Below are 22,261 nucleotides of genomic sequence, written 5' to 3' on the forward strand. Positions count from 1 at the left end.
CCCTTTTTTCTTTTAATCTTTATCTGCGAGCAGCTATTAATACTGCCACATATCCTGTTCTTTGTTGAAGATCTTATCCTTAACAGCCTGACCTTCCAACAATCTCATAGTACCGTCTTTGATATAATCTTTAATCTCACGGTTATAAGTATTGTTTTCTTTGGTCACATAGCTGGTGAAGAAACGCATTTCAAACAGATCTTCCCAACTCATGGTAGCCGCATCGTTATTCTGGTTGTATACATCGTATTTAGCCAGGATAGGACGCATATCAGGATAGTACACCCAGAACAGCGGGATAGCCGCGCGGAAGGAACCATCTTCGTTCATACGGGATACCATTGGAGCGATACCGAGGATACGAACTTTCAGTTGGGACGCTTCTTTGTCGAATACCCAGATTTCTTTGATCTTATACTGAACTACAGTACGAGGATCGAATTCATCACGGGTAGTTACCATCTTCTCTTCACCTGTTACAGGGTCGATACTACGGATGGTTTTTTCTTCACCGCTCAGTTTATTCTGGATCTCACCGTAAGCGATAGGGGTAGTGAACCTGTCATCGATAGCGCTGAAGGCTTCTACCTGCTTGCTCTTGATAGCATCGAGCAGGATATTAATGAACAGCTGGCTTGTACCATTTTCATCCTCAACATTATATTGAAAAGGAAGGTTCATCTTTTCGCGGGTATCTATCACCTGCCAGATTCTCTTTTCCCAGAATTCGTCATCTGAGCGAATGTGATCATAGGCAATAGGCGTACGGTCCTTGATGAAGTTCTTTTCAGAGATACCATCGGTACGCTGTGATTTGCGCGGTGTATCTACCGCCATACCGAAACCATCCGGGCGCAGTGATGTTCCTGGGGGGGGTGGAGGGGGCGGTGGCGGCGCAACGCTGTTACCTGTAGCAGGATTTACTACGTTAGCATCTTGGGTAGCTGCATCAGGGGTCGCCGATTTACGACGTGTACTACCTCCCCGACGTTGTGCATCAGCCTGAGATGCCAGCAGGAGTACCAGCATAAGGGAACACCAACCAATTTTGTTAAGGATGACTGCTCGCATAGAAATAATATTAGTTTATCTTGAAATTGATATTGCTCATATCTCTTACTTTACCATCCGGACCCTTTACACGAACGTTGTCGAAGTAAACCTGGTCACCTGGTTTCAGGCTACGGATAGCACCCATTACAGAGCTAGGGAAGTAAGCGGAATTTGCCTCACCTTCAACATAATCGCCGGAACGAGGTTGGATACCGATACGGTAACTAACTACATCGTATTTTACACCGTCGAATACGAAGTCTTCCAGATCAGCACGCAGACCGCCCTGTACTTTGAACTCAGCAGCTTTCATAGAAGGGCCTTTGCTCAGACCTACTTTCAGCACTGGATCAGGGATGTATTTGATACGAAACTCTTTGGAACCTAAAGTTTTTTGTTTACCATCGATATTAGCACTTACAGAGATAACTGCTTTACCTGGGGAGCTTACAACTACGGCATATTCACCAGTAGCTTTCTTCGTCATAGAACCCGCAGAGATGCTAGCGCTAACTGCTTCACCTGGTACTCCACCTGCAGATACTGAGATTGGGTTTGATAAACCAATGTACAGTACGTTCATTTTATCAGCAGAGATAGAAGTAGTAGAAGCTCCTACGCTATAAGGCTCATTGAAAGGCAGGGTCTCAGCAGTGCCATCTGGTTTCTTGATCGTTACAGTACCAGAGATAGTTTTTTCACCGATACCGGAAACTGGCATAGTATAAGTACCCAAACCGTCTACCGCAGTAATGTTTTGACCATTCACCACGATGTCTGGATTCACAGTGCTGCTGTAAGCACCAACTGCGATCTGAGCTGTCAGCGTTTGACCTTCCATCAGATTCTTGGAATTCAGGGAAACCAGTGGTCTGATCTTGTCGAAACGAATGATGTTTTTGCTAATCTGGGCCAACAGATCATCGATGATCAGTGACTCAGAGTTTTTAACGTCGTTCTGGAACTTACTCAAAATGGTAACAGCTGCGATAGTTGGCACCATTTCAAAGTGATAGCTGGTCCAGTCCTTCTTTTTTGGTCCGTGGCCGCCGTGAGACTCACCTACAACTATTTTCAGTGGTAAGGATTTGGCAAAAGCGGCAGTATCCTTAGGATCAACATAAGTCAGCAGCTGCGCACGCAGTTCTTTCAGACGTTTTTCCAGTTCAGGTCCTTGTTTGCGATTTTCCATGACGCGTGTTGGAGCGTCCAGGTCAGATTTAGATTTGATGTCACCATATTCGTCCAGTCCACCTGATTCTCTGATGATCGTGTTCTTTAACGTATCGAGATATACATACATTGCCTCAGACAGTTTTTTTACTTCTTCAGCTTTTGTTTTCAGAGGACCTACTTTACCTGGATCAGATTTCATCTGATCTTCGAAAGTGAGGTAGGTGTTTTCATTCTTGTCGGTAATCGACTTATTCGATGTAATAATTGAGTTGTTTACTATATTAAATGCGTTCAATATCTCAGCAGAAACGTTCAATGCAAGCATGGCCGTCAAGACCAAGTACATGATATTGATCATCTTCTGCCTGGGATCTTTAGGTAGTGCCATAGTTTGTTTTCAGATTAAATGATTGTCTGTTGTTAATTCCAAAACTATAAGCGTACCTTATCTACCTGCACCATGCATAGCGCTGAGCATGTTACCGTAAACGGTGTTCAGATTGCTCAGATTTTTAGCGAGCTGGGAGATTTGATCCTGAGTTTTACGCGCGTCATCTACGCTGCTGGTCATAGCTGAAGAAACTTTGAGCAGATTTCCGTAGAAATTGTTCATTGCTTTCAGGTGATTGTTAGTGTCCTGGAGTTCCAGTTCATAGATAGCATTCAGAGAAGCCAGATTCTTGGTCATACCCTGCATTTGCTCATGGAAGTTTCTGGTAGACTCAGAAGCACTGTTGAAAGAAGCAACAGCCGATGCTGCTGTAGTGTAAGCGTGAGCAACGTTTGTAATTGCGCTGGCAGCTTCCCTTGTTTTCTGGGTGTAGTCGCCTGTAGCCGCAACGACGTCGCTAATGTCCCTCATCTTATCGACGGTGGTACCTAATTTCTGGAAGTTCTCGCTCAGGCGTTGTAATGATACAGGAGTGATGTCAGCTTCTTCCAGCATCTTGTCCAGGCCAGCCAGAGCAGGGCTACCACCGGCAACAACAGAAACGTGAGTTTCGCCGCCGTGATCTCCGCCACCACTATCTGGTACGAATGCATATACAAAGAAGATTAATGCCTCAGTGCTCAAACCAACGATCAGGGCGATATCCGCGCCTGGCCAGTGTTGCAGTTTGAACAACGCTCCGATAATTACTACTGATGCCGCGATACAAACAAAGAAATTAAGCCATTTCGATGTAGTAGGATTCATAGCCATAGGTCAAAATTTACTGGTTAAAGTGTTAAAGGTTAAATTGTTGTTATGGAATAGTTGTTGCTCATCGATGATTTGCGGTTTCACTATGTACATCATACGGTTTCTCATGTTGAACATATTTTAAGTTGTTTAACATACACTACATGCCTGTCCCAAAGGCAACCGGAATAAATCCCGGTACAGCTTCGATCTGTGCCTGTGTCCTGCCCATCTATCCGTAATGCTGATTATACTATTGAATACTTGCCAGATTAATGGTGACCAAAATCATTTTTAGAACGGCTCAGGAATGCAATCGTACAACGGAAACCAATGTAAGATTTAGCACTATCCTGATACTCGTAAGAGCGGGTACCTGTTTGAAGGAAATATCCGATGTCTTTCCAGCTACCGCCTCTTACAGCTTTACGCTTCATTTTTGGTGGCGCATCATCCGTTACGTCCATACGGAGGTATGGGTTCATGTCAGATGTGAAGGAGTAGGCATTCTCATAGAAGATATCCTGTGTCCATTCCGCTACGTTACCAGACATGTTGTACAGTCCGTAGTCGTTAGGCCAATAAGCGTCTGCTCTTACAGTGTAGAAACCACCATCTTCAGGATAGTTACCACGACCTGGTTTAAAGTTCGCCAGCAGACAGCCCTTCTTGTTGCGGATATAATAACCACCCCATGGATAAGGAGATTGCTCTCTACCACCACGTGCAGCATATTCCCACTGTGCCTCGGAAGGTAACTGGAATTTATCTTCAGTAAACAGATTCTTAGAGATACGATAGTCTTCCCAGAACTTACTACGCCATTCAGCGAATGCGTTTGCCTGGTGCCAGGTCACGCCTACTACCGGATAATTATCAAATGCCGGGTGCCAGAAGTACATTCTCGTCATAGGCTCATTGTAAGCATAAGAGAAGTCTCTGATCCAACACAGGGTGTCAGGATATACAGCTACATCTTTCTTTACAATGAACTTAGAACGTGGCTTGTTTGCGTTCTCACGCAGCTTTGCCTGCTCCCAGTTGAAAGTTTCTATATGATACACCAGTTTATGTACGTCGAATTCCTTACGACCGTACAGGCGATCCTCCGGAGCATATGTCATTTGCTCCAGCTTATCAATGGTGCCTTTATCTTTGTAATTGATCTTCTGCTTCCAGTCGATCACATCCTGTCCACCATCACTCTTTACATGGCTAAGCAGAATGTGCGCGATAGAGTCTGTCACCCATTGTACGAACTGACGATACTCGTTATTTGTAATTTCCGTAGCATCCATATAGAAGCCGGAAATGGAAATAGACTTGTTACGAGCAGTGTACGCATAGTTCAGATCCTCATCGCTGGGGCCCATATGAAAGGTACCTGACGGTACATACACCATTCCATAGGGTACAGGAGGGAAATACTTCGGTCTGGGACTAACTCCAATCAGCTGTCCTTGTGCATTTTTGGGGGTTTTACTACCACCGCAGCTGGCTAGCAGGCTAACCAGCAATACTGCTAACAGACCACTTGAAAAATTAAGCTTCATAAGGGTAGCTTTCATTGAAAATCATTTATTTCGATACAGCGACGCAGTTCCATTGGCCGAAATGAGACTGCTTGCCGTCGCTAAGTTCTGAAACATGGCCGAAGTCTTCCCGGAATCTCCCGGTTAGACCGATAAGCCAACCAGCCATTCACATTTTTTGAATTTTAAATGACTCTAAAGCTGCTGATTTATAGACAACTCCAGATATAACTGGTTGCTCGCTTGTTGGTTTCTTTAATATCTTGCCCGATCAGGTCGTGTTCTCAGAATCAGCACCTTTTGCCCATCACTCACCCGTTTGAATCTTAAGTAAGATAACAAATGTAACGATTAATTTTAATCCGTAGTTAGTTTTTAGCCAACTTTTTCATTCGCTCATAGGACCGATGACAATTAAATTAAACGTATTTTTTAACATTTTATTATATCTGACGAAAAATCCTTTTTACCGTTTCCTTTTTACAGAGATATGGTCATGCAAGATACATAAATATTATTTCAAATTAATAATTTCGTCTATATAATTCACAGGTTTAATGCAATGATAATCTTCGCAAACATAGATCAGCGTCTCATCCGCCCGCTCCCTGTGTGACAGTAAGGGTTTTTCAGGATCATCATGCGTTGCTCCCAACAGTACCTTAAACGGAATATAACGCTTATTAGTATCCTCCATTCTCAACTTATAATCCGGCCCTACAATCGCAATTTCTTTCACGCCTTGTACCCTTTGCAACAGCAGTCCAGACCATACCCCCAATGACGTAGGATACCTCACCGTAGTTTGTGCCTGACCCGCCTGCATTTTTAAGGATCTTTCCGCCCATTCTTTTTGGTCGAATACAATACTCAGGTACCATAAGTTGGCTGCCATTACTGCATTGCCACTTGGCGTAGCTCCGTCGTATACTTCCTTCTTTCTGACAATCACATCAGATTGACTCTCAACAGTATAAAAGCAATATACACCGGTTTCGTCAGAAAAATGCTGCAAGACAAAACTTGTTAGGGAAAAAGCCTTGTCCAGCCACGTTTTGTCTCCGGTTACCTCCTGCAGGGCAATCAACGCCCTGATCAACCAGGCATAGTCATCCAGAAATGCCGGATATTTTGCCTGTCCATTTTTATAGGTATGATAAAAGGAGTCCTCTCCATCCTTCCGGAAATGTGTCCAGCAAAAATCTATCGCCTTCAGAGCCATGTCCCTGTAACTTTCTTCTCCTGTTGCAGCAAAGGCTTTACAGCAGGCATGTATCATCAGGGCATTCCAGCCTAATAGGAGCTTATCGTCCAATCCCGGCCTTATACGTTGGCTTCTTACCTCCATCAATTTGGCAAGGCCAATGGCCAGCTGTTCGCTCAGCGCTGTCTCATCCACCTGATTTTCAGCAGCAAAGGCCGACAGCGACTGTTTAATCCATAGTATGTTGGTCTCTTCCCAGTTTCCCTCTTCACTGATATCGTAAAAGCGACAAAATGCGTCTGCATCTGATCCTAATATTTCATCTATCTCTGCCTTGCTCCAGGTATAAAACTTACCTTCCACCCCTTCCGAATCTGCATCCAGCGCGGCGTAAAAAGCACCACCCGCATCCGTCATTTCCCGCTGTACAAAAGTCAGTGTTTCTGCTATTGTAATGGAATACAACGGATTGCCTGTTACCTGGTAAGCTTCACTCATCACATCTACCAGCAATGCATTGTCATAAAGCATCTTCTCAAAGTGCGGCGCCAACCATTTGGCATCGGTGCTATAGCGGGCAAAACCGCCACCGGCCTGGTCATAGATACCGCCCTGTATCATTTTGTCCAGCGACAGCAGCGCCTGATCCAGGGCCGCCTGTTCTCCGAAACTATGATAGTAGCGCAGCAGGTACTGAATGATAAAAGTGCCGGGGAACTTTGGAGCATTTCCAAATCCTCCCCATTCCTTATCAGCCTGTTGCATTATGTTGTTGAAAATAATATCACATTGGTTGCGAGTGAATTGTTCTTCTTTGGGAAGCAGGTTGATTGTGCTACCAAACTTGCTGGCCTGTACCAGGTGATCACGCATGTTAATAGCCTGTGTCTCAATGTCTTCCCTTCTGTTTTTGAACGCATCAGACAGGGCCAGCAGCAGTTCCTGCCAGGAGGGGCGGTTGTAAGCTTTCATGGGAGGGAAGTAGGTACCTCCATAGAATGGCAGTCGCTCCGGGGTCAGGAACATATTCAGGGGCCAGCCGCCAGATCCGGTCATAGCCTGCAGGGCGTCCATATAAATATGGTCCAGGTCTGGTCGTTCCTCTCTATCTATCTTGATATTAATGAAGTGTTCGTTCATGATCCGCGCAGTGGCTTCGTCCTCGAAGCTTTCGCGTTCCATGACATGGCACCAGTGACAAGCGGCATAGCCAATGCTAACTAATATTGGTTTGTCTTCTGCTATTGCCCTTTGTAAAGCCTCATCGCCCCAGGGGTACCACTCTACAGGATTGTGCGCATGCTGTAGGAGATACGGGCTCGTCTCGTTAGATAGTTTGTTCACGGTTATGGTCTTCCAGTAATTCCTTTTTCCAAAAATAAGAAGGGACAGCGATTGCTGTCCCTTAAGGTATATTAATTTCCTGTTTTTTTTACAGATTATTTTTCTATTTACCCTGATTAACAGGTAGAAAGCTGTTATTCTCAGTTAATTCTACCTGAAATTAGGAAGATTTATTTCTTGTTGGTAGTAGCCAGGTATTGTTCCAGGGCAGCTACCATAGAAGGAGCTTGTGGCGCAGGTGCTTTTACATCCAATCTGAGACCGGCCTCTTCTACCGCAGCAGAAGTAGTAGGACCGAAGGCCCCTATATGAGTGCCATTCTGCTCAAACTTCGGCATATTTTCAAATAGCGACTTCACTCCGTACGGGCTAAAGAACACAATCATGTCGTAATCTTTGCCAGACAATACTTCCTTTACATCGTTCGAAACGGTTTTGTAAAGGGTAGCAGTTGCGTATTCACATTTGTTGGCTTTAAGCCACTCTTCAATGTCTTTCCGCTGGCTGTCAGAACTAGGGAAAAGGAATTTCTCGTTATCGCGATGCTTATTCATCACTTCCAGCAGACTTTTGGTAGAACCATCAGCCCCATAGAATACCTTACGCTTGCGGTAAAGGATGAATTTTTGGAGATACAACGCAATTGCTTCTGTAATGCAGAAATACTTGCAATCCTGCGATACTTTGATTTTCATTTCTTCGCAAATGCGGAAGAAATGGTCTACAGCATTACGGCTCGTAAATATCACGGCTGTAAAAAGCTGTATGTCAATCTTCTGTTTCCTGAAATCTTTCGCGGACAGTCCCTCCACCCTTATAAACGGATAAAAATCCAACTTCACATTGAATTTTTTCGCTAGTTCAAAGTATGGTGATTTTTCTGTTTCAGGCTTAGGTTGGGAAATTAGAATTGACTGAATCTGTTTCGCTTGCAAATCTTTTTTTGGCCCGCCTTTAATCATACGTTTTTTTGCTCTTGTGTTAACAATAGGAGATCAATGACCGCCAGTTAACCAGACCAGCAGCACCTTTGTAATTATTAATACCGGCGCTACTTCGAATGCGCAAAGGTAAAGAAAAAAATGTAATCTGCTGAAAGATAAGTATTGCTTTACCACTGAATAGGACCTGATATACCTGTATGCGACCAATATTACTATAAAAAAAACGGATATGTACAGGAAGGCTTTTGCCAGTTCAGGCCTGCAAAAGGCCAGAATAACGAGGAATGGCACTAGCAGAATTCCCAATACTTTGTTGATCAGATACAAAATAAAAATATATGCATCTGCCAGCTCCACACTACCGAATAACCAGCCACAAAAACGCAACATCACATATTTTATACTATAGACCAGGGCAACCAAAACGATCAATGCCGGTATTACCATCCATGCATTACTGCCGGGTATATAGTTTTGGCGATACATGAGCAGATATAAGTACATGGCCAGGCTAATCACAAAAAATATATTCAGCAGCAAGTTGGGGAAAGGGCTCTGTGACAACTGATCTTTCAGCTGACGCTGGCTCAGGGTTGGGTTCAGAAAGGCCCTGAACAGATCTGTGAAATACTTCAGGTAGCTCAACCGGATTATTCCCAGTAATAAAACGACTCCTCCCATTACATATACCAGCCAGTCAAGGTCTCTGTATGCACGGACTGGATTGAGGTCCAGCCTGTGGGGCTTGTTCAGTTTCAGAAATATATTGCTGGCGGTCAATGTCTTTAGATACTTCTCATAAATCGTTTCCTGATGCAAAGGTACGGCCGGTACCTGCGGAATCGTATCAGTACGCAGGGTGTCAGTGCCGGCTATCACAGGGGTAGCAGACGCTGCCGGTTTTACACCCACACTATCTTTTTTTATTACAGGCACCTTCTTCTTCACCGGCTTCACGATTCCTGTATCCTTACGGACAAGGCTCTCTGTTGCCACAGGAGTCGTAGGCCTGACTGCCGCACTGTCTTGAGCAGCTATCCGTAAACAGGGTAATATGAACAGGAACAATAACCAGCTTCGCACCTCAAATATTTTTTTATGCTGAAATATGATTGCTGGCAAAGATATAAAATAAGTCCATCGTCTATAGGTGCTCTGCATCTTTTCTGTATGATCCGGGCTGTATCCCTTTGCGCTGTTTAAAATAATGTGATAAATGACTGGCATCCGTAAAGCCGAACTCGAAGGCAATCTGCTTCATCGTTACTGTACCCGAAGCTATCCGGTTTTCTATTAGCTTAATCCGGTAGTCGTTGACATAATCCCGGTAACTTACATCGAAGTTTCGCTTGAAATAAGCACTGAAATAATTAGGGCTTATGTTGAAGTGGCTGGCGATATGCCTGATCTTAGTTAATGAGGGGTCGTAGATATGCTGATGAATATATGAGATCATTTCCTCTTTGTCGGGCTGTCCCTGGTCGATTCTCACATTCATACGAATCATCGCCTCTCTGATCAGCCCGAAAACCGACAATACCTGGAAGTACATCAACGGTGAGTTCGATATATCCTTCTCCTGTTTCCAATAAATGAGCAGGTTATCGATCGTATTACGCAGCACCACTTTCCCAGCCTCATCCATTACCGGCTTCATTTCCTTGAGAAGGGTAAGGCGCATGATCTTTTCAGGAGAAGCAGACAGGGAAAGATAACTTCGTCCACTGAAATAACTGTCTGTAAATTTTATAAAGATAAACCGGCTCCGCTGGCCGATTTCAAAATAATGCTCATCCTCAGGAGAGATCAAAAACAGGTCTCCCGCCTCATATGGAATTCTGTTATTGTTATGCTGGTGGATGCCATCACCCTTATATACATAAATCATTTCGTAATAAGTATGGCTATGCACCGGCAAATGGTAGACGTCTGTATCCATTTCGTCTATTTCAAGTGGCTCAAACTGTCTCCGCTTCATCTATTAAATTTACAATAATATATCCTACATATACCATTTTCGCCAAAGAATACTACAGGAACTTTGCAGATGAATACACCTGAGTGTAATGCTCTTTTAGCCTGTACTACTTACACTCCTATTGTTAATTAAATAATTAAATATGCAAGCAGCACAAAATGCTGGTGTTTCGTTGTCGAGAGTCCGTTCGACCATAGCGGAATTCGTTGCTTTTACCTTTATTGGATACTTTACCATTGGTCTTGCACTGGCGGTATTACCATTCTTTATTTATCACGACCTGGGTTTTAGTACAATGACTGCAGGTGTAGTGATCAGTCTTCAATACATTACGACTTTCCTTTTCAGAGGGTATGCTGGTAGCATCGTTGACAAACAAGGACCTAAACCCGCTGTGATAATGGGGATGATTGGTTTTGGCGTGAGCGGAGCGCTCCTGGTTGTCGCTTATTTCTTTAAAGGTATTCCTGCGCTGAGTCTTTCTTTGCTCATTGTGACCCGCCTTACGACTGGTTTTGCTGAAGGGATGATTGGCGCGAGTCCTATTAACTGGGCCATCCTCGCTGTAGGAGATGAACATACCAGCAAGGCGATCTCTTATAATGGTATTGGTAGCTATGGCGCATTGGCCATCGGCGCTCCTTTTGGTGCTATACTCCACCACAATTTTGGAATGAGCACTATGGCTGGTCTGATTATGATATGTGGTATCGTGGGATATTATTATGCCAGGGGTAAAACACCTTTGAAATCTACATCTACCGCCCCAAGACAACCTTTCATGGATGTATTCAAAACGGTGACACCGTTTGGTGTGTGCCTGGCGCTGGGAGGTTTAGGTTTTGGCACCATTTCTACTTTCATCACTTTGTATTATTCTCAACTGGGATGGCAGGGTGCTGTAATGTGCCTGTCTACCTTCAGTATCAGCTTTATACTGGGTCGTCTGTTCTTCGAAGATTACATCAACCGATATGGTGGTATGAAGACGGCGATCTTTTGTCTGCTCACAGAAGCCATTGGTTTGGCCATTCTCTGGCAGGCATATAGCCCGCATATCGCACTGGTAGGCGCTTGTATTGCCGGGTTTGGTTTTTCGCTGGTATTCCCTGCACTGGGAGTAGAGGCGGTGAAACTGGTGCCTGCATCCAACAAAGGGGCGGCTTTGGGTGGCTATGGCTTATTTATTGACCTTTCTCTGGGCATTACCGGCCCACTGGTAGGCCTTGTGGAGAGCACTTTTGGCATGGGACATATCTTTATGTTCAGCATGGTGATGGTGTTCACCGGGTTTATCATTGCCGTGCTCATAAATTACTGGCAGCATAAAGGCGAAATTCCTGTGCGCTAAAATCGCGGATAAATACCCACCTTTGCAGAATGGCGGGTATTTATTTGCATATTCCTTTTTGCAAGCAGGCTTGTTACTATTGCAATTTTCATTTCTCTACTTCATTGGCGCAGGAGCCAGCAGTAGTAACAGCCTTATTAAAGGAAATTGAGTTACAAACAGCATATCTGTCTGGCGAACCTATTAATACAATCTACTTTGGAGGCGGTACGCCAAGTTTGTTACCTGAAAAAGACCTGCTCCGCTTATTAGAAGCAATTCATAAAAACTTTACTGTCAATACTGGTGCCGAAGTGACGCTGGAAGCCAATCCGGATGATCTGACTCCTGAAAAGCTGCATATGCTGCAAAATGCGGGTGTCAACAGACTGAGTATTGGTATTCAGTCCTTTCACGAGGAAGACCTGAAATGGATGCATCGCGCACACAATGCTAAGCAGGCAAAAGAGTGTATTCTCCACGCGCAGGATGCAGGATTTGAGAACATGACAATTGACCTGATTTACGGCGGCCCAACCCTGACTGATGCAGGGTGGGAGTACAATGTACAGCAGGCAGTGGATTTGAAAGTTCCTCATCTTTCCTGTTATGCACTGACGGTGGAAGCAGGTACCGCATTAGATCATTTTATCAAAAAGAAGAAGATACCTGCCATTGATGCAGATAAAGCAGCCAGACATTTTGAGCAATTATTGAAATGGACAGAAGATGGTGGATATGAGCAATACGAGATTTCAAACTTTGCCTTAAAAGGATGGCATTCACGGCACAATAGCAGCTATTGGCAAGGGGCGCCCTATCTGGGTTTAGGTCCTTCAGCTCATAGTTTTGACACAAAGTCAAGACAATGGAATGTGGCTAATAATGCATTGTATATAAAAAGTCTGGAACACGGGAAATTGAACTTTGAAAAAGAGGAATTGACACCCGTAATGATGTTGAATGAATACTTAATGACATCGTTAAGAACTTCAGCAGGATGTGATCTAACCACCATTGCCGACAGATTCGGAAATGACAAAAAAGAAAAAATTCAAAAAGAGGTTGCTAAGTATTTGTATAAAGGCTGGATGCGTCAGGAAGGAGAGAAGCTAATGCTAACACCAGCAGGCCGGCTATTTGCAGATGGTATCGCCTCCGAATTATTCTTCTAAAAAAAACGCCCCCCAGGGCTGGGGGGCGGGAAAATATTTATTTAACTCCAAATTTGTAAATACACTCAGAAGTATAAGTAGCACCTGGTTTCAACACCACGCTTGGAAACGCCGGCTGATTCGGAGAATCAGGAAAATGCTGTGTTTCCAGACAGAAAGCTCCACGATGTACATATGTCTTATCATCCTTACCCTTATCGGTACCATCTAAGAAGTTACCACCATAGAACTGTACACCTGGCTCAGTTGTCCATACTTCTAAAGTACGGCCACTGGTAGGATCTTCTACCTTCGCTGCCAGAGACAACTCATTACCTTTCTTGTTAAGTACATAGTTATGATCATAACCACGACCAAATTTCAGCTGCTCAAAGTCTGCATCTACTCTCTCTCCAATCTTGGTCGGAGTAGTGAAATCCATTGGCGTACCTTTTACTGCTTCTAATTTACCAGTAGGAATCAGCGTGCTATCTACAGGAGTAAACTTATCTGCATTGATGGTCAGGATCAGATCATTGATATCACCATTACCAGCACCATGCAGGTTAAAGAAAGAGTGGTTAGTTAAGTTAACAACAGTTGCTTTATCTGTAGTAGCTGAATAATCGATTTTCAGTTCATTACTGTCAGTCAGCGTGTAAGTGAGGGTGATATCCAGGTTACCAGGATAACCTTCTTCACCATCTTTTGATACGTAGTGGAGTTTCAGTGAGTTAGGGGCAGTTTGCTCAGCATCCCAAACCACATCGTTGAAACCTTTTTTACCACCATGCAGGTGATTTTGGTTATTGTTGGTTGCCAGTGTATATTCTTTGCCATCCAGTTTGAACTTTCCCTTTGCAATACGATTACCGTAGCGGCCTACGATACCACCATAGTATCTTTCTTTGGTGCTAACATAGCGGGAGATGTTGTCATACCCCAGTTCTACATCTTCCAGCTTGCCCGATTTATCAGGCGCCAGCAGACTTACGATTTTACCGCCATAGTTTGTAATGGCAACCTGCACATTACCTTTACTTTTCAGGTAATACAATTTTGTCTGTTTACCGTCTACCGTGCTGTCGAAACGTGCAGCAGGTATCTTCCCTTCGATTGAAAGGCTGTCTTTAGTGGTCTGCATACTGTCTACTGAATTATTATTGGATTTTGTACCAGACTGGCAGGCGCTTAAGCTAACAGCGGCTGCCACCGTGAGTAGTGGAATAATGTTTTTCATGCATTGGAAGTTATAAGGGTACAATATACGCTTTTCTGTCTAAAAGCAAAGAGGGCCCGACATAATGATGTCGGGCCCTTTAACTATTTTTCAAGGTAGTAATTACCAACCCAGCAAATAAGAGAATATCAGCGGTGCTACGATCGTAGCATCAGATTCCACGATAAATTTCGGTGTATTGATATCCAGTTTACCCCATGTGATCTTCTCATTAGGTACTGCCCCTGAATAAGAACCATAAGAGGTAGTAGAATCAGAAATCTGGCAGAAGTAACCCCAGAAAGGAACATCATGCCATTCCAGATCCTGGTACATCATTGGTACCACACAGATTGGGAAGTCACCAGCGATACCACCACCAATCTGGAAGAAACCAACACCTTTACCACCGGAGTTGTGTTTATACCAGTCAGCCAGCCAGATCATGTATTCAATACCACTCTTCATGGTAGAAGGCTTCAGTTCACCCTTAATGCAGTAAGAAGCGAAGATATTACCCATGGTGCTATCTTCCCATCCTGGTACTACGATAGGAATATTCTTTTCAGCAGCAGCAAGCATCCAGCTATTCTTTGGATCGATCTCGTAGTGTTCTTTCATCACACCACTCAGCAGCAGCTTGTACATATATTCGTGCGGGAAGTAACGTTCACCTTTATCTTCCGCATCTTTCCAGATCTTGTGGATATGTTCCTGTATGCGGCGGAAAGCTTCTTCTTCAGGGATACAGGTGTCAGTTACACGGTTGAAACCATCCTGCAGCAGGTCCCACTCTTCCTGAGGGCTCAGGTCACGGTAATGAGGAACTCTCTTATAGTGCGTGTGCGCTACGAGGTTCATGATATCCTCTTCCAGATTCGCGCCGGTGCAGGAGATGATGTCCACTTTCCCCTGACGGATCATTTCCGCGAAGGAGATACCCAACTCGGCAGTACTCATCGCACCCGCCAGAGATACCAGCATTTTGCCCCCTTCCAGTAAGTGAGCTTCATATCCTTTAGCAGCATCCACCAGTGCAGCCGCATTGAAGTGGCGATAGTGGTGCTGGATAAATTGAGAAATTGGACCTTTGTTCATTTCCGTTGTTGAATAAGTTTAAATCTTGAAACAGAGGGGCAAAGGTAAGGATTTTGAAAAGATTTCAATTCAGGCGCAACAGGGGAGCAGGTTATCATTTTGCTAATGACTATAAAAATTTTGCTAGTGCCTGTAAAAACAAAAACCGGGGTAATAAATACCCCGGGTTCCAAAAATTAACAATAGTCTTCTTTAACTTAAAAGCAGGTTATGCTTTTTTCAGGCGCTGGTGTACGCTCAGGTCGCCGTTAGCACTTGCTTTGATCACCTTCCAGGTATTGTTACCTTCCAGTGTTACATAATACGCTGTATTACCATCACTCTGGAACTCTACTACCCAACGGATAGCTTCGTTTGGATAACGCTGCGCCAGTTTTGAAGCAACAGACAGCGGGAGGTTGGCTGCGTCAACATAACGACGCGTAGCCAGCAGATGACCTTCTCCATCAAAATAAGCCGTTACGTTACGCTCATTCAGCATGAACTTAGCCATAAAGGTCTTGTTGTCATCACTGTACCATTTGATGGCAGATGCTCCGGTAAACTCCTTATTCAGAGCGGTTTTCAATGTACTGGATGCTTCCAGCTCATTGGCGCCGGTACCTGCAAAAGAGTAGATCGAGGTAAATAAAGCAATTGCTACCAGGAGCAACAGCTTTTTGAAATGGCCAAAAGGCCTTACACCCACAGGTGCAATGTGGTTACTGATTTTTGAACTGAATTGTTTCATGGCGGAAACTTTATTTTGTTTGATGAGTCAAAGGTACATGGTTCCTGGCTGGTAGGTCAAGGCTTTTGTTACAAATGGAGAGTCACTGGATAAGATGTGCGCAATCTCCTGTAATGTTGGGGCGATATTCCTTTACCGGACACGATATACAAGCGTTACCATAGAAGAGTTGCACTGGAAGAAGGAAAGTTGCAGGCGTCACCGTTAAGCTTTTGTTAAACTGGACAAGGAAAATAAAATCTATCTTCGCTATATGAATTTTCTCGCTCATGCATATTTATCATATCACCAGCCTTCCATCACTATCGGTAATATGATTGCCGACTTTGTGAAAGGAAAGCACTGGCAGGATTATGATACAGGTCTACAGCAGGGCATTCGGTTGCATAGGCTTATAGATTCTTTCACGGATACACATCCTGTCACACTGGAAGCGAAGAGATTCTTTCAACCCGGCTGTGGCAAGTACAGCGCCGTATTCATCGACATTGTCTACGATCATTTCCTGGCCAACGATACAACCCGGTTCCCCGGCAATACACTGGCCGCCTTTGCACAGGAAGTATATACTACACTAAAGGAACGACATTACCTGTTACCCGTTGGTTTTCAGGAAGTATTCAGGTATATGAGTGAACAAAACTGGCTGTTGGGTTACCAACACAAGGATGGTATTTACAAAACTTTCAGCGGCATTGTCAGAAGAAGCCGTTACCTGGAAGTAACTGCCGACGTACCTTTTGCAGCACTGGAAGCAAACTATGATGCACTCGCTGCCAGCTACCAGACCTTTTTTCCGGACCTTGTCACCTTTGTGCAAAATGTACCGCCAGCACCTACATCTGTATAACTTTAATCGTAGGTTTGCGCAACTATATTTTTTGAACAATTAAGAGCTATTAATGAAGCAAGTATTCATCGCCACACTGATTACCCTGTTTGGTTGTAGTGCTGTGTTTGCACAGGACAAAAAACTGCCGCCACTGGATTCCAGCCCTATGGACATGGCGTATTATCCCGTAATGTATCCTTATGTTGTGAGAGTAAAAGGAGAACCAGGCGCCCTCGTGGCCCGCGTGATCTACAGCCGGCCACAGAAGAAGGGAAGAAAGATCTTTGGCGATCTGGAACCATACGGTGAACTCTATCGCCTGGGTGCGAACGAAGCTACTGAAGTGGAATTCTACCGCCCGGTTTCAATCGGTGGCAAACTGGTGCCAAAAGGTCGCTACACCATGTATGCCATTCCCAACGAAACAAAATGGACCATCATCATCAACAGAGATAGTGACATCTGGGGAGCATTCAAATACAGCGAAGCAAAAGATGTAGTAAGGATCGATGTACCAGTGACCAAAATGGATACCCCGGTAGAACCTTTTACCATGGTATTTGAGAAAGCTGATTACGGTGCTAACCTGATTATAGCATGGGATGTAGTGAGTGTGAGCCTGCCTGTGAAGTTTAGCAATGCTGCTCCTGTAAAAAAATAAAAGGCGGTAAGAATACCGCCCACGAATTTTAACCATATCCTATGAAAAACCTGAACCGAAATTAGACGGAAATACTGCGGGAATACTACGGTATCCGCTTAACGTATAAATTTAGTTCGTGAACGTAGCGAATTCATCCGTGTAAATGATTCAGATGGCTGTTTTTGATTATATGGCTTTTTGGTATACGTAGTTCTACGCATTTTGCCGTTTGTGGGATGTACTGAGGATCGTTACCTTTGGTCCTTTCCTAATAAACTACAAAATCTTACAGGCATGAAGCTGGGAACTAAACTCATTCACGCGGGAGTAACGCCGGATCCGTCTACCGGCGCCATTATGACCCCCATATTTCAGACCTCCACTTATGTTCAAAGCGCCCCCGGCCAACACAAAGGATATGAGTATGCCCGTACCCAGAACCCAACCCGTGACGCCCTGCAAAATGCACTGGCAGCCATAGAAAATGGGAAATTCGGTATCTCCTTCGGTAGTGGCCTGGCCGCTACTGATGCAGTCATGAAACTCCTGAACCCCGGTGATGAAGTCATTGCCAGCAATGATCTTTATGGTGGCACTTACCGCATCTTCACAAAAATATTTGAGCGCTATGGCATCAAATTCCATTTCATAGGTATGCAGGATGCGCAGAACATCCGTAATTATGTCAATGCCAATACAAAGCTGATCTGGATAGAAACACCTACCAATCCGCTGCTCAACATCATTGACATTGCCGCCTGTGCACAAATTGCCGGCGAACATAAAATACTGCTGGCGGTAGATAATACCTTCGCCTCTCCATACCTCCAGAATCCACTGGATCTGGGTGCGAACATCGTTGTACACTCTGCGACCAAATACCTGGGGGGCCACAGCGATGTGGTGCATGGCGCCATCATCGTGAAAGATGAAGACCTGGCCAAACAGCTATATTTCATTCAAAACAGTTGCGGAGCAGTACCTGGTCCACAGGATTGTTTCCTCGTGCTGCGTGGGTTGAAAACCCTGCATGTACGTATGCAAAGGCATTGTGAGAACGGGGCTGCGGTGGCACACTTCCTGCGCCAGCACTCCAAAGTAGCCAAGGTATACTGGTGCGGTTTTGAAGACCATCCAAATCATGCTATTGCTAAAAAGCAGATGCGTGGTTATGGTGGCATGATCTCATTTACGCTAAAAGATGATAGTATAGAAGCTGCGACAAAAGTATTGAGCGGTACCCACCTGTTCTCCCTGGCGGAATCACTGGGTGGCGTGGAGTCCCTGATAGGGCATCCTGCGTCTATGACGCATGCCTCTATTCCCCGTGAAGAGCGCATCAGCAATGGTTTAGTTGATTCGCTGATTCGATTGAGTGTAGGTATTGAAGATGCAGACGACCTGATCGCAGACCTTTCAAAAGCTATTGGATAATTGAAATCGCTTCTGCCTCAGGCAGGAGCGATTGTTTTTTGGGGACATTTGTTTTCACAATTTTACTTATTTTCAATGCGTCATGCTGCAATCTTATGCGAGCCAACAGACAAACCTAACCGAATAACCACCATGAAATTCCAGCAACTGAAGGCGTTTTTGGATACCAAAGCGGCATATTACAATACTCCGGATTTTATAGCCGGAGATCCTATTACGATACCGCACAGGTTTTCCAAACTACAGGATATCGAGATCGCAGGACTTTTTGCAGCCATACTTGCCTGGGGTAACCGAACCACCATTATCAATAAATGCACTGAACTGATGAAGTTGATGGACAACGAACCCTACGACTTCATCAAAAACCACCAGCCCAGAGAACGTATAAAGCTCATGCAGTTTTGCCACCGGACATTCAACGGGATAGACCTGCTCTATTTCGTCGAGTTCCTGCAGCACTACTATAGCAACGTCACTTCCCTGGAATTTGCCTTTAGCGGCCACATAACCCCTAAAGACGAAACCGTTGAAAATGCCCTCATAGGGTTTCATAAGATATTCTTCGCCATGGAGCACCCGGAAAGGACCCGGAAACATATTTCCACCCCTGCCAGGAACTCCGCCTGTAAGCGCCTGAACATGTATTTGCGCTGGATGGTCAGAAAAGATGAAAATGGCGTGGATTTTGGACTATGGAAACACATCCGCCCTTCACAACTGGTATGTCCTGTAGATGTGCATGTAGGAAGAGTCGCTACCAGACTGGGATTAATCTCATCAGCCAAGTCAGACTGGCGTACTGCGCTGGAATTGACAGAAAAGCTAAGGCAGCTGGATCCGGAAGACCCTGCCAAGTACGACTTTGCGTTGTTTGGCCTCGGCGTAATAGAAAAATATGTTTAAAATATATAGCGTAATGATGAAGCGATTTTTTGTGTCAATGGCTCTGGGCGCTACCATAGCCATGCCGGCATTTGCACAACAACAGGATGATAAAAGAGATTATGTAGATCTGAGCTACAATTTTCTCAAAGGCCAACAGTTCGAGCTGAAACAGGAAAGCCGCAGCGAAACCTATACGACAGTAGATGATGTCATGCAACGCGTAACACGCGATTTCAATAATACCATTGCTATCGAGGTGACCGAAACTTCAGACGGACATGCTACCCTGACTTTCAAATACAAAGAGCTGAAGTTCAATTTCAATGCACGCAATCAGAACATCCTGGTAGATGCTGCCGTGCCTAATGAAAAAGAACCTTTCCAGGCTGCCCTGAAAAGTATTATCGATCAGCCATTCTCTGTCGATATATCGTCCTCAGGATACATCAATAAAGTAATGGGACTGGACGATCTGCTGGACAAAGCATCGGCTACCTTCACGAACCTGAAACCAGATGAGCAGACTGCTTATAAAAAGCTAATGAAAGACCAGTTTGGTGCCAATGCATTCCGTACCTGGTTAGAACAACTGCTGGTGATCTATCCGGTGCGTAGTATCAAAACAGGTACCCGCTGGGAAGAGAACGTACCTATCCGTACCGGATTGGTAGGCGATATTTCCCTCTACTGGAACCTGCAAACATGGGATAGCCAGACGGCAAAGATCAATGGTACAGGTAAGGTCAACACAAATAAAGTAGAGACTTTTACAACCGATGATGGTATCGAAGCTACTGCTGAAATCAATGGCGATATCATGACGAATTATCTCATAGACCGCACATCAGGATTCCCTAGTATTGCTTCGCAGAATACAGAGATGAATGGTACGTATACTTACAAAGCGAATAAAGCGAAGAAGATTAAAAGTGATGTGAAAGTACCGGTGAAGATTGTGACGAATGCGTCTTATAAAATTAAAAGAATGAAATAACTAAATAAAGAAATTAAAGCAATTAGCAGAACCATTTTGCTGAAGTAAAATGGTTCTGCTAATTGCAAAAAAATTGCTGCTGCCATTGGCAGCAGCAATTTTTTTAAAGAATAAGATGAATAAATTAATACGGATACAATGCAGCTTTTACCAGAAACAACATTACAACTTGCCGAAGATACTTCCCTCACAATTCCTGATCACATTACCTACGAACAGTTAAAAACATTACTCGCTGCAAAGCTTGAAGCCATGATCAATCAAGACTTTCAGCAGTTCTTGCTATTGCTGTATAAAATCGATGTAGCAGAAAATAAAATAAGACAGGTACTGGCTGATGATACAACCGGAGAGGTCTATCATAAAATTGCGGCCTTGCTCATAGAGCGTCAGCAGCAAAAAATTATCTCCCGCAAAACCTTTACCAGACCCGCCAGCGATGACGATGAAGAAGAAAGATGGTAACCTATTTATCAAACATCAGTTCACGCACTTTCGCTTTATCTTCTTTCTCTTTCTCTAATTCAAATGATGTTTTGAATACCCAGTCCCACAAAGAAGAACTCACACCAAATCCTTTCTCTTCTGCCTTATAGTGATGCAGATGATGATTGCGCCACAATGGTTTCATAAATTTAAACGGTGGATTCCATGCATGAATCGCATAGTGCATGCTGCCATAAATCAGGTAGCCTAACATAAATCCCGGAAAGAACATATAAGTATACTGTCTCAGGAAAATATACTGCACACCAAATATCACAGATGCCAGTATCAGACTGGGCACAGGTGGCATAAACAACCGTTGCTTGTCGCGTGGATATTCATGGTGATTACCATGCATCACATAGATAAACCGTCTTACTTTGGGATTCTCACTACTGAAGTGAAACAAGTAGCGGTGCATGATGTATTCAAAAAATGTCCAGAATAACATTGCACCAAAAAAGATCGTTAATACATTAGTGATGTTAAATCCTAATGAGGTGTTACTATAATAAAGGCTATACCCGATAATTGGGATGTACATGCCCCAAATCACCAATGGATGTGTTTTGGTGAGCATTTCTAAATATCTGCTCTCAAAAAGCCTCGCCTGTCCTTTGTTCTTAATCTTATCAAACTTCATGACTCCCTTTAGATTTATTTGCAAAATTAAAAGCCTTAAAACCCTTTATTCTTCTCGTTATATCATTTGCCAAAAATTCATATCCGCTAATATTATGCCGATATTGCCTCCCCTTTTCTGTATGTATTTATGAATTACATCAGGGTCCTTTTTCTTCCTTATTCATATTGATAAATTATCTCACCTGTATTTAAAAAAAGGGATACCTTATATATCCATTCTCAGTCCCTGCGGGTATTATTAAAGATTCTCACATATGATATTGATCGTTCCTTTTTTATCCTTAAAGAAGAAAAACTTAACATCCCTATCACAATAAATTGCCGTGTCATAATGTGGATTTGCTACCTCAGCAGGGTAGTCTGATAAATATGTATACAGCAAAAGATCATCAAT

The 22,261-nt window shown here is 43.9% G+C and carries 20 protein-coding genes; 8 read left to right on the forward strand and 12 right to left on the reverse strand.

The features are described 5' to 3' along the window. Positions 1-36: 36 nt before the first annotated feature. The 8 genes from gldN to QQL36_RS06895 all read right to left on the reverse strand — a co-directional run bounded on the left by gldN (position 37) and on the right by QQL36_RS06895 (position 10,414). The gene (gene gldN, locus QQL36_RS06860) at positions 37-1,071 is read right to left on the reverse strand and encodes a gliding motility protein GldN (protein ID WP_083722986.1); all 1,035 of its coding nucleotides are present in this window, start codon (positions 1,069-1,071) and stop codon (positions 37-39) included. Positions 1,072-1,081: 10 nt separating this feature from the next. Then, positions 1,082-2,617 carry a gliding motility protein GldM gene (gldM, locus tag QQL36_RS06865; RefSeq protein ID WP_083722985.1) on the reverse strand — a complete coding sequence of 512 codons (1,536 nt, stop codon included), beginning with the start codon at positions 2,615-2,617 and terminating at the stop codon, positions 1,082-1,084. Positions 2,618-2,674: 57 nt separating this feature from the next. Beyond that, positions 2,675-3,433, reverse strand: coding sequence for a gliding motility protein GldL (gene gldL / locus QQL36_RS06870; protein ID WP_083722984.1), 759 nt, complete (start codon positions 3,431-3,433; stop codon positions 2,675-2,677). Between the two features lie 251 nt (positions 3,434-3,684). Beyond that, positions 3,685-4,980: an SUMF1/EgtB/PvdO family nonheme iron enzyme gene (locus tag QQL36_RS06875; RefSeq protein ID WP_235643675.1), complete on the reverse strand. Its 1,296-nt coding sequence runs from the start codon at positions 4,978-4,980 to the stop codon at positions 3,685-3,687. Positions 4,981-5,458: 478 nt separating this feature from the next. Next, entirely contained in the window at positions 5,459-7,492 is a 2,034-nt protein-coding gene (locus QQL36_RS06880) for a thioredoxin domain-containing protein (RefSeq protein WP_321569366.1), read from the reverse strand. Positions 7,493-7,662: 170 nt separating this feature from the next. Beyond that, positions 7,663-8,454 carry a uroporphyrinogen-III synthase gene (locus QQL36_RS06885; protein ID WP_083722982.1) on the reverse strand — a complete coding sequence of 264 codons (792 nt, stop codon included), beginning with the start codon at positions 8,452-8,454 and terminating at the stop codon, positions 7,663-7,665. A gap of 33 nt (positions 8,455-8,487) precedes the next feature. Next, the gene (locus QQL36_RS06890; RefSeq protein WP_321569367.1) at positions 8,488-9,519 is read right to left on the reverse strand and encodes a DUF4271 domain-containing protein; all 1,032 of its coding nucleotides are present in this window, start codon (positions 9,517-9,519) and stop codon (positions 8,488-8,490) included. Positions 9,520-9,580: 61 nt separating this feature from the next. Continuing rightward, on the reverse strand, positions 9,581-10,414 hold the full coding sequence (locus QQL36_RS06895) for an AraC family transcriptional regulator (protein ID WP_321569368.1): 834 nt from the start codon (positions 10,412-10,414) through the stop codon (positions 9,581-9,583). A gap of 142 nt (positions 10,415-10,556) precedes the next feature. Here QQL36_RS06895 and QQL36_RS06900 point away from each other — a divergent pair, with 142 nt between their 5' ends. Both QQL36_RS06900 and hemW read left to right on the forward strand, forming a co-directional pair. Next, on the forward strand, positions 10,557-11,765 hold the full coding sequence (locus tag QQL36_RS06900; RefSeq protein WP_321569369.1) for an MFS transporter: 1,209 nt from the start codon (positions 10,557-10,559) through the stop codon (positions 11,763-11,765). A 29-nt stretch (positions 11,766-11,794) separates the two neighbouring features. After that, entirely contained in the window at positions 11,795-12,919 is a 1,125-nt protein-coding gene (gene hemW, locus QQL36_RS06905; protein WP_083722978.1) for a radical SAM family heme chaperone HemW, read from the forward strand. Positions 12,920-12,956: 37 nt separating this feature from the next. On the opposite strand, the gene QQL36_RS06910 is transcribed toward hemW, so the two are convergent. From QQL36_RS06910 to QQL36_RS06920, 3 genes are all read right to left on the reverse strand, one after another. Continuing rightward, positions 12,957-14,138, reverse strand: a complete 1,182-nt coding sequence (locus tag QQL36_RS06910) for an aldose epimerase family protein (protein WP_083722977.1) — start codon at positions 14,136-14,138, stop codon at positions 12,957-12,959. A 102-nt stretch (positions 14,139-14,240) separates the two neighbouring features. After that, positions 14,241-15,215, reverse strand: a complete 975-nt coding sequence (locus tag QQL36_RS06915; RefSeq protein WP_083722976.1) for a deoxyhypusine synthase family protein — start codon at positions 15,213-15,215, stop codon at positions 14,241-14,243. Between the two features lie 208 nt (positions 15,216-15,423). Next, positions 15,424-15,945: a hypothetical protein gene (locus tag QQL36_RS06920; protein WP_083722975.1), complete on the reverse strand. Its 522-nt coding sequence runs from the start codon at positions 15,943-15,945 to the stop codon at positions 15,424-15,426. 253 nt (positions 15,946-16,198) lie between these two features. Between QQL36_RS06920 and QQL36_RS06925 the strand changes: the two genes are divergently transcribed. The 6 genes from QQL36_RS06925 (at position 16,199) to QQL36_RS06950 (ending at position 21,201) form a co-directional block, all read left to right on the forward strand. After that, the gene (locus tag QQL36_RS06925; RefSeq protein ID WP_321569370.1) at positions 16,199-16,795 is read left to right on the forward strand and encodes an ACP phosphodiesterase; all 597 of its coding nucleotides are present in this window, start codon (positions 16,199-16,201) and stop codon (positions 16,793-16,795) included. Positions 16,796-16,847: 52 nt separating this feature from the next. After that, on the forward strand, positions 16,848-17,438 hold the full coding sequence (locus QQL36_RS06930) for a DUF2911 domain-containing protein (RefSeq protein ID WP_321569371.1): 591 nt from the start codon (positions 16,848-16,850) through the stop codon (positions 17,436-17,438). 276 nt (positions 17,439-17,714) lie between these two features. Further along, positions 17,715-18,854, forward strand: coding sequence for a cystathionine gamma-synthase (locus QQL36_RS06935; RefSeq protein ID WP_321569372.1), 1,140 nt, complete (start codon positions 17,715-17,717; stop codon positions 18,852-18,854). A gap of 132 nt (positions 18,855-18,986) precedes the next feature. Then, a complete protein-coding gene (locus tag QQL36_RS06940) occupies positions 18,987-19,760 on the forward strand; it encodes a TIGR02757 family protein (RefSeq protein WP_321569373.1) in 774 nt (257 codons plus the stop codon). Beyond that, positions 19,753-20,736 (forward strand): DUF6263 family protein, encoded by a 984-nt coding sequence (locus QQL36_RS06945; RefSeq protein ID WP_321569374.1) that lies wholly within the window; start codon positions 19,753-19,755, stop codon positions 20,734-20,736. Before QQL36_RS06940 ends, QQL36_RS06945 begins: the two co-directional genes overlap by 8 nt. Positions 20,737-20,874: 138 nt before the next feature. Next, positions 20,875-21,201, forward strand: coding sequence for a hypothetical protein (locus QQL36_RS06950; RefSeq protein ID WP_083722970.1), 327 nt, complete (start codon positions 20,875-20,877; stop codon positions 21,199-21,201). Between the two features lies 1 nt (position 21,202). Here QQL36_RS06950 and QQL36_RS06955 read toward each other — a convergent pair whose 3' ends face one another. After that, the gene (locus tag QQL36_RS06955; RefSeq protein WP_083722969.1) at positions 21,203-21,865 is read right to left on the reverse strand and encodes a sterol desaturase family protein; all 663 of its coding nucleotides are present in this window, start codon (positions 21,863-21,865) and stop codon (positions 21,203-21,205) included. Between the last annotated feature and the right edge of the window lie 396 nt (positions 21,866-22,261).

The sequence above is a fragment of the Chitinophaga sp. LS1 genome (assembly GCF_034274695.1).
Classification (GTDB): domain Bacteria; phylum Bacteroidota; class Bacteroidia; order Chitinophagales; family Chitinophagaceae; genus Chitinophaga.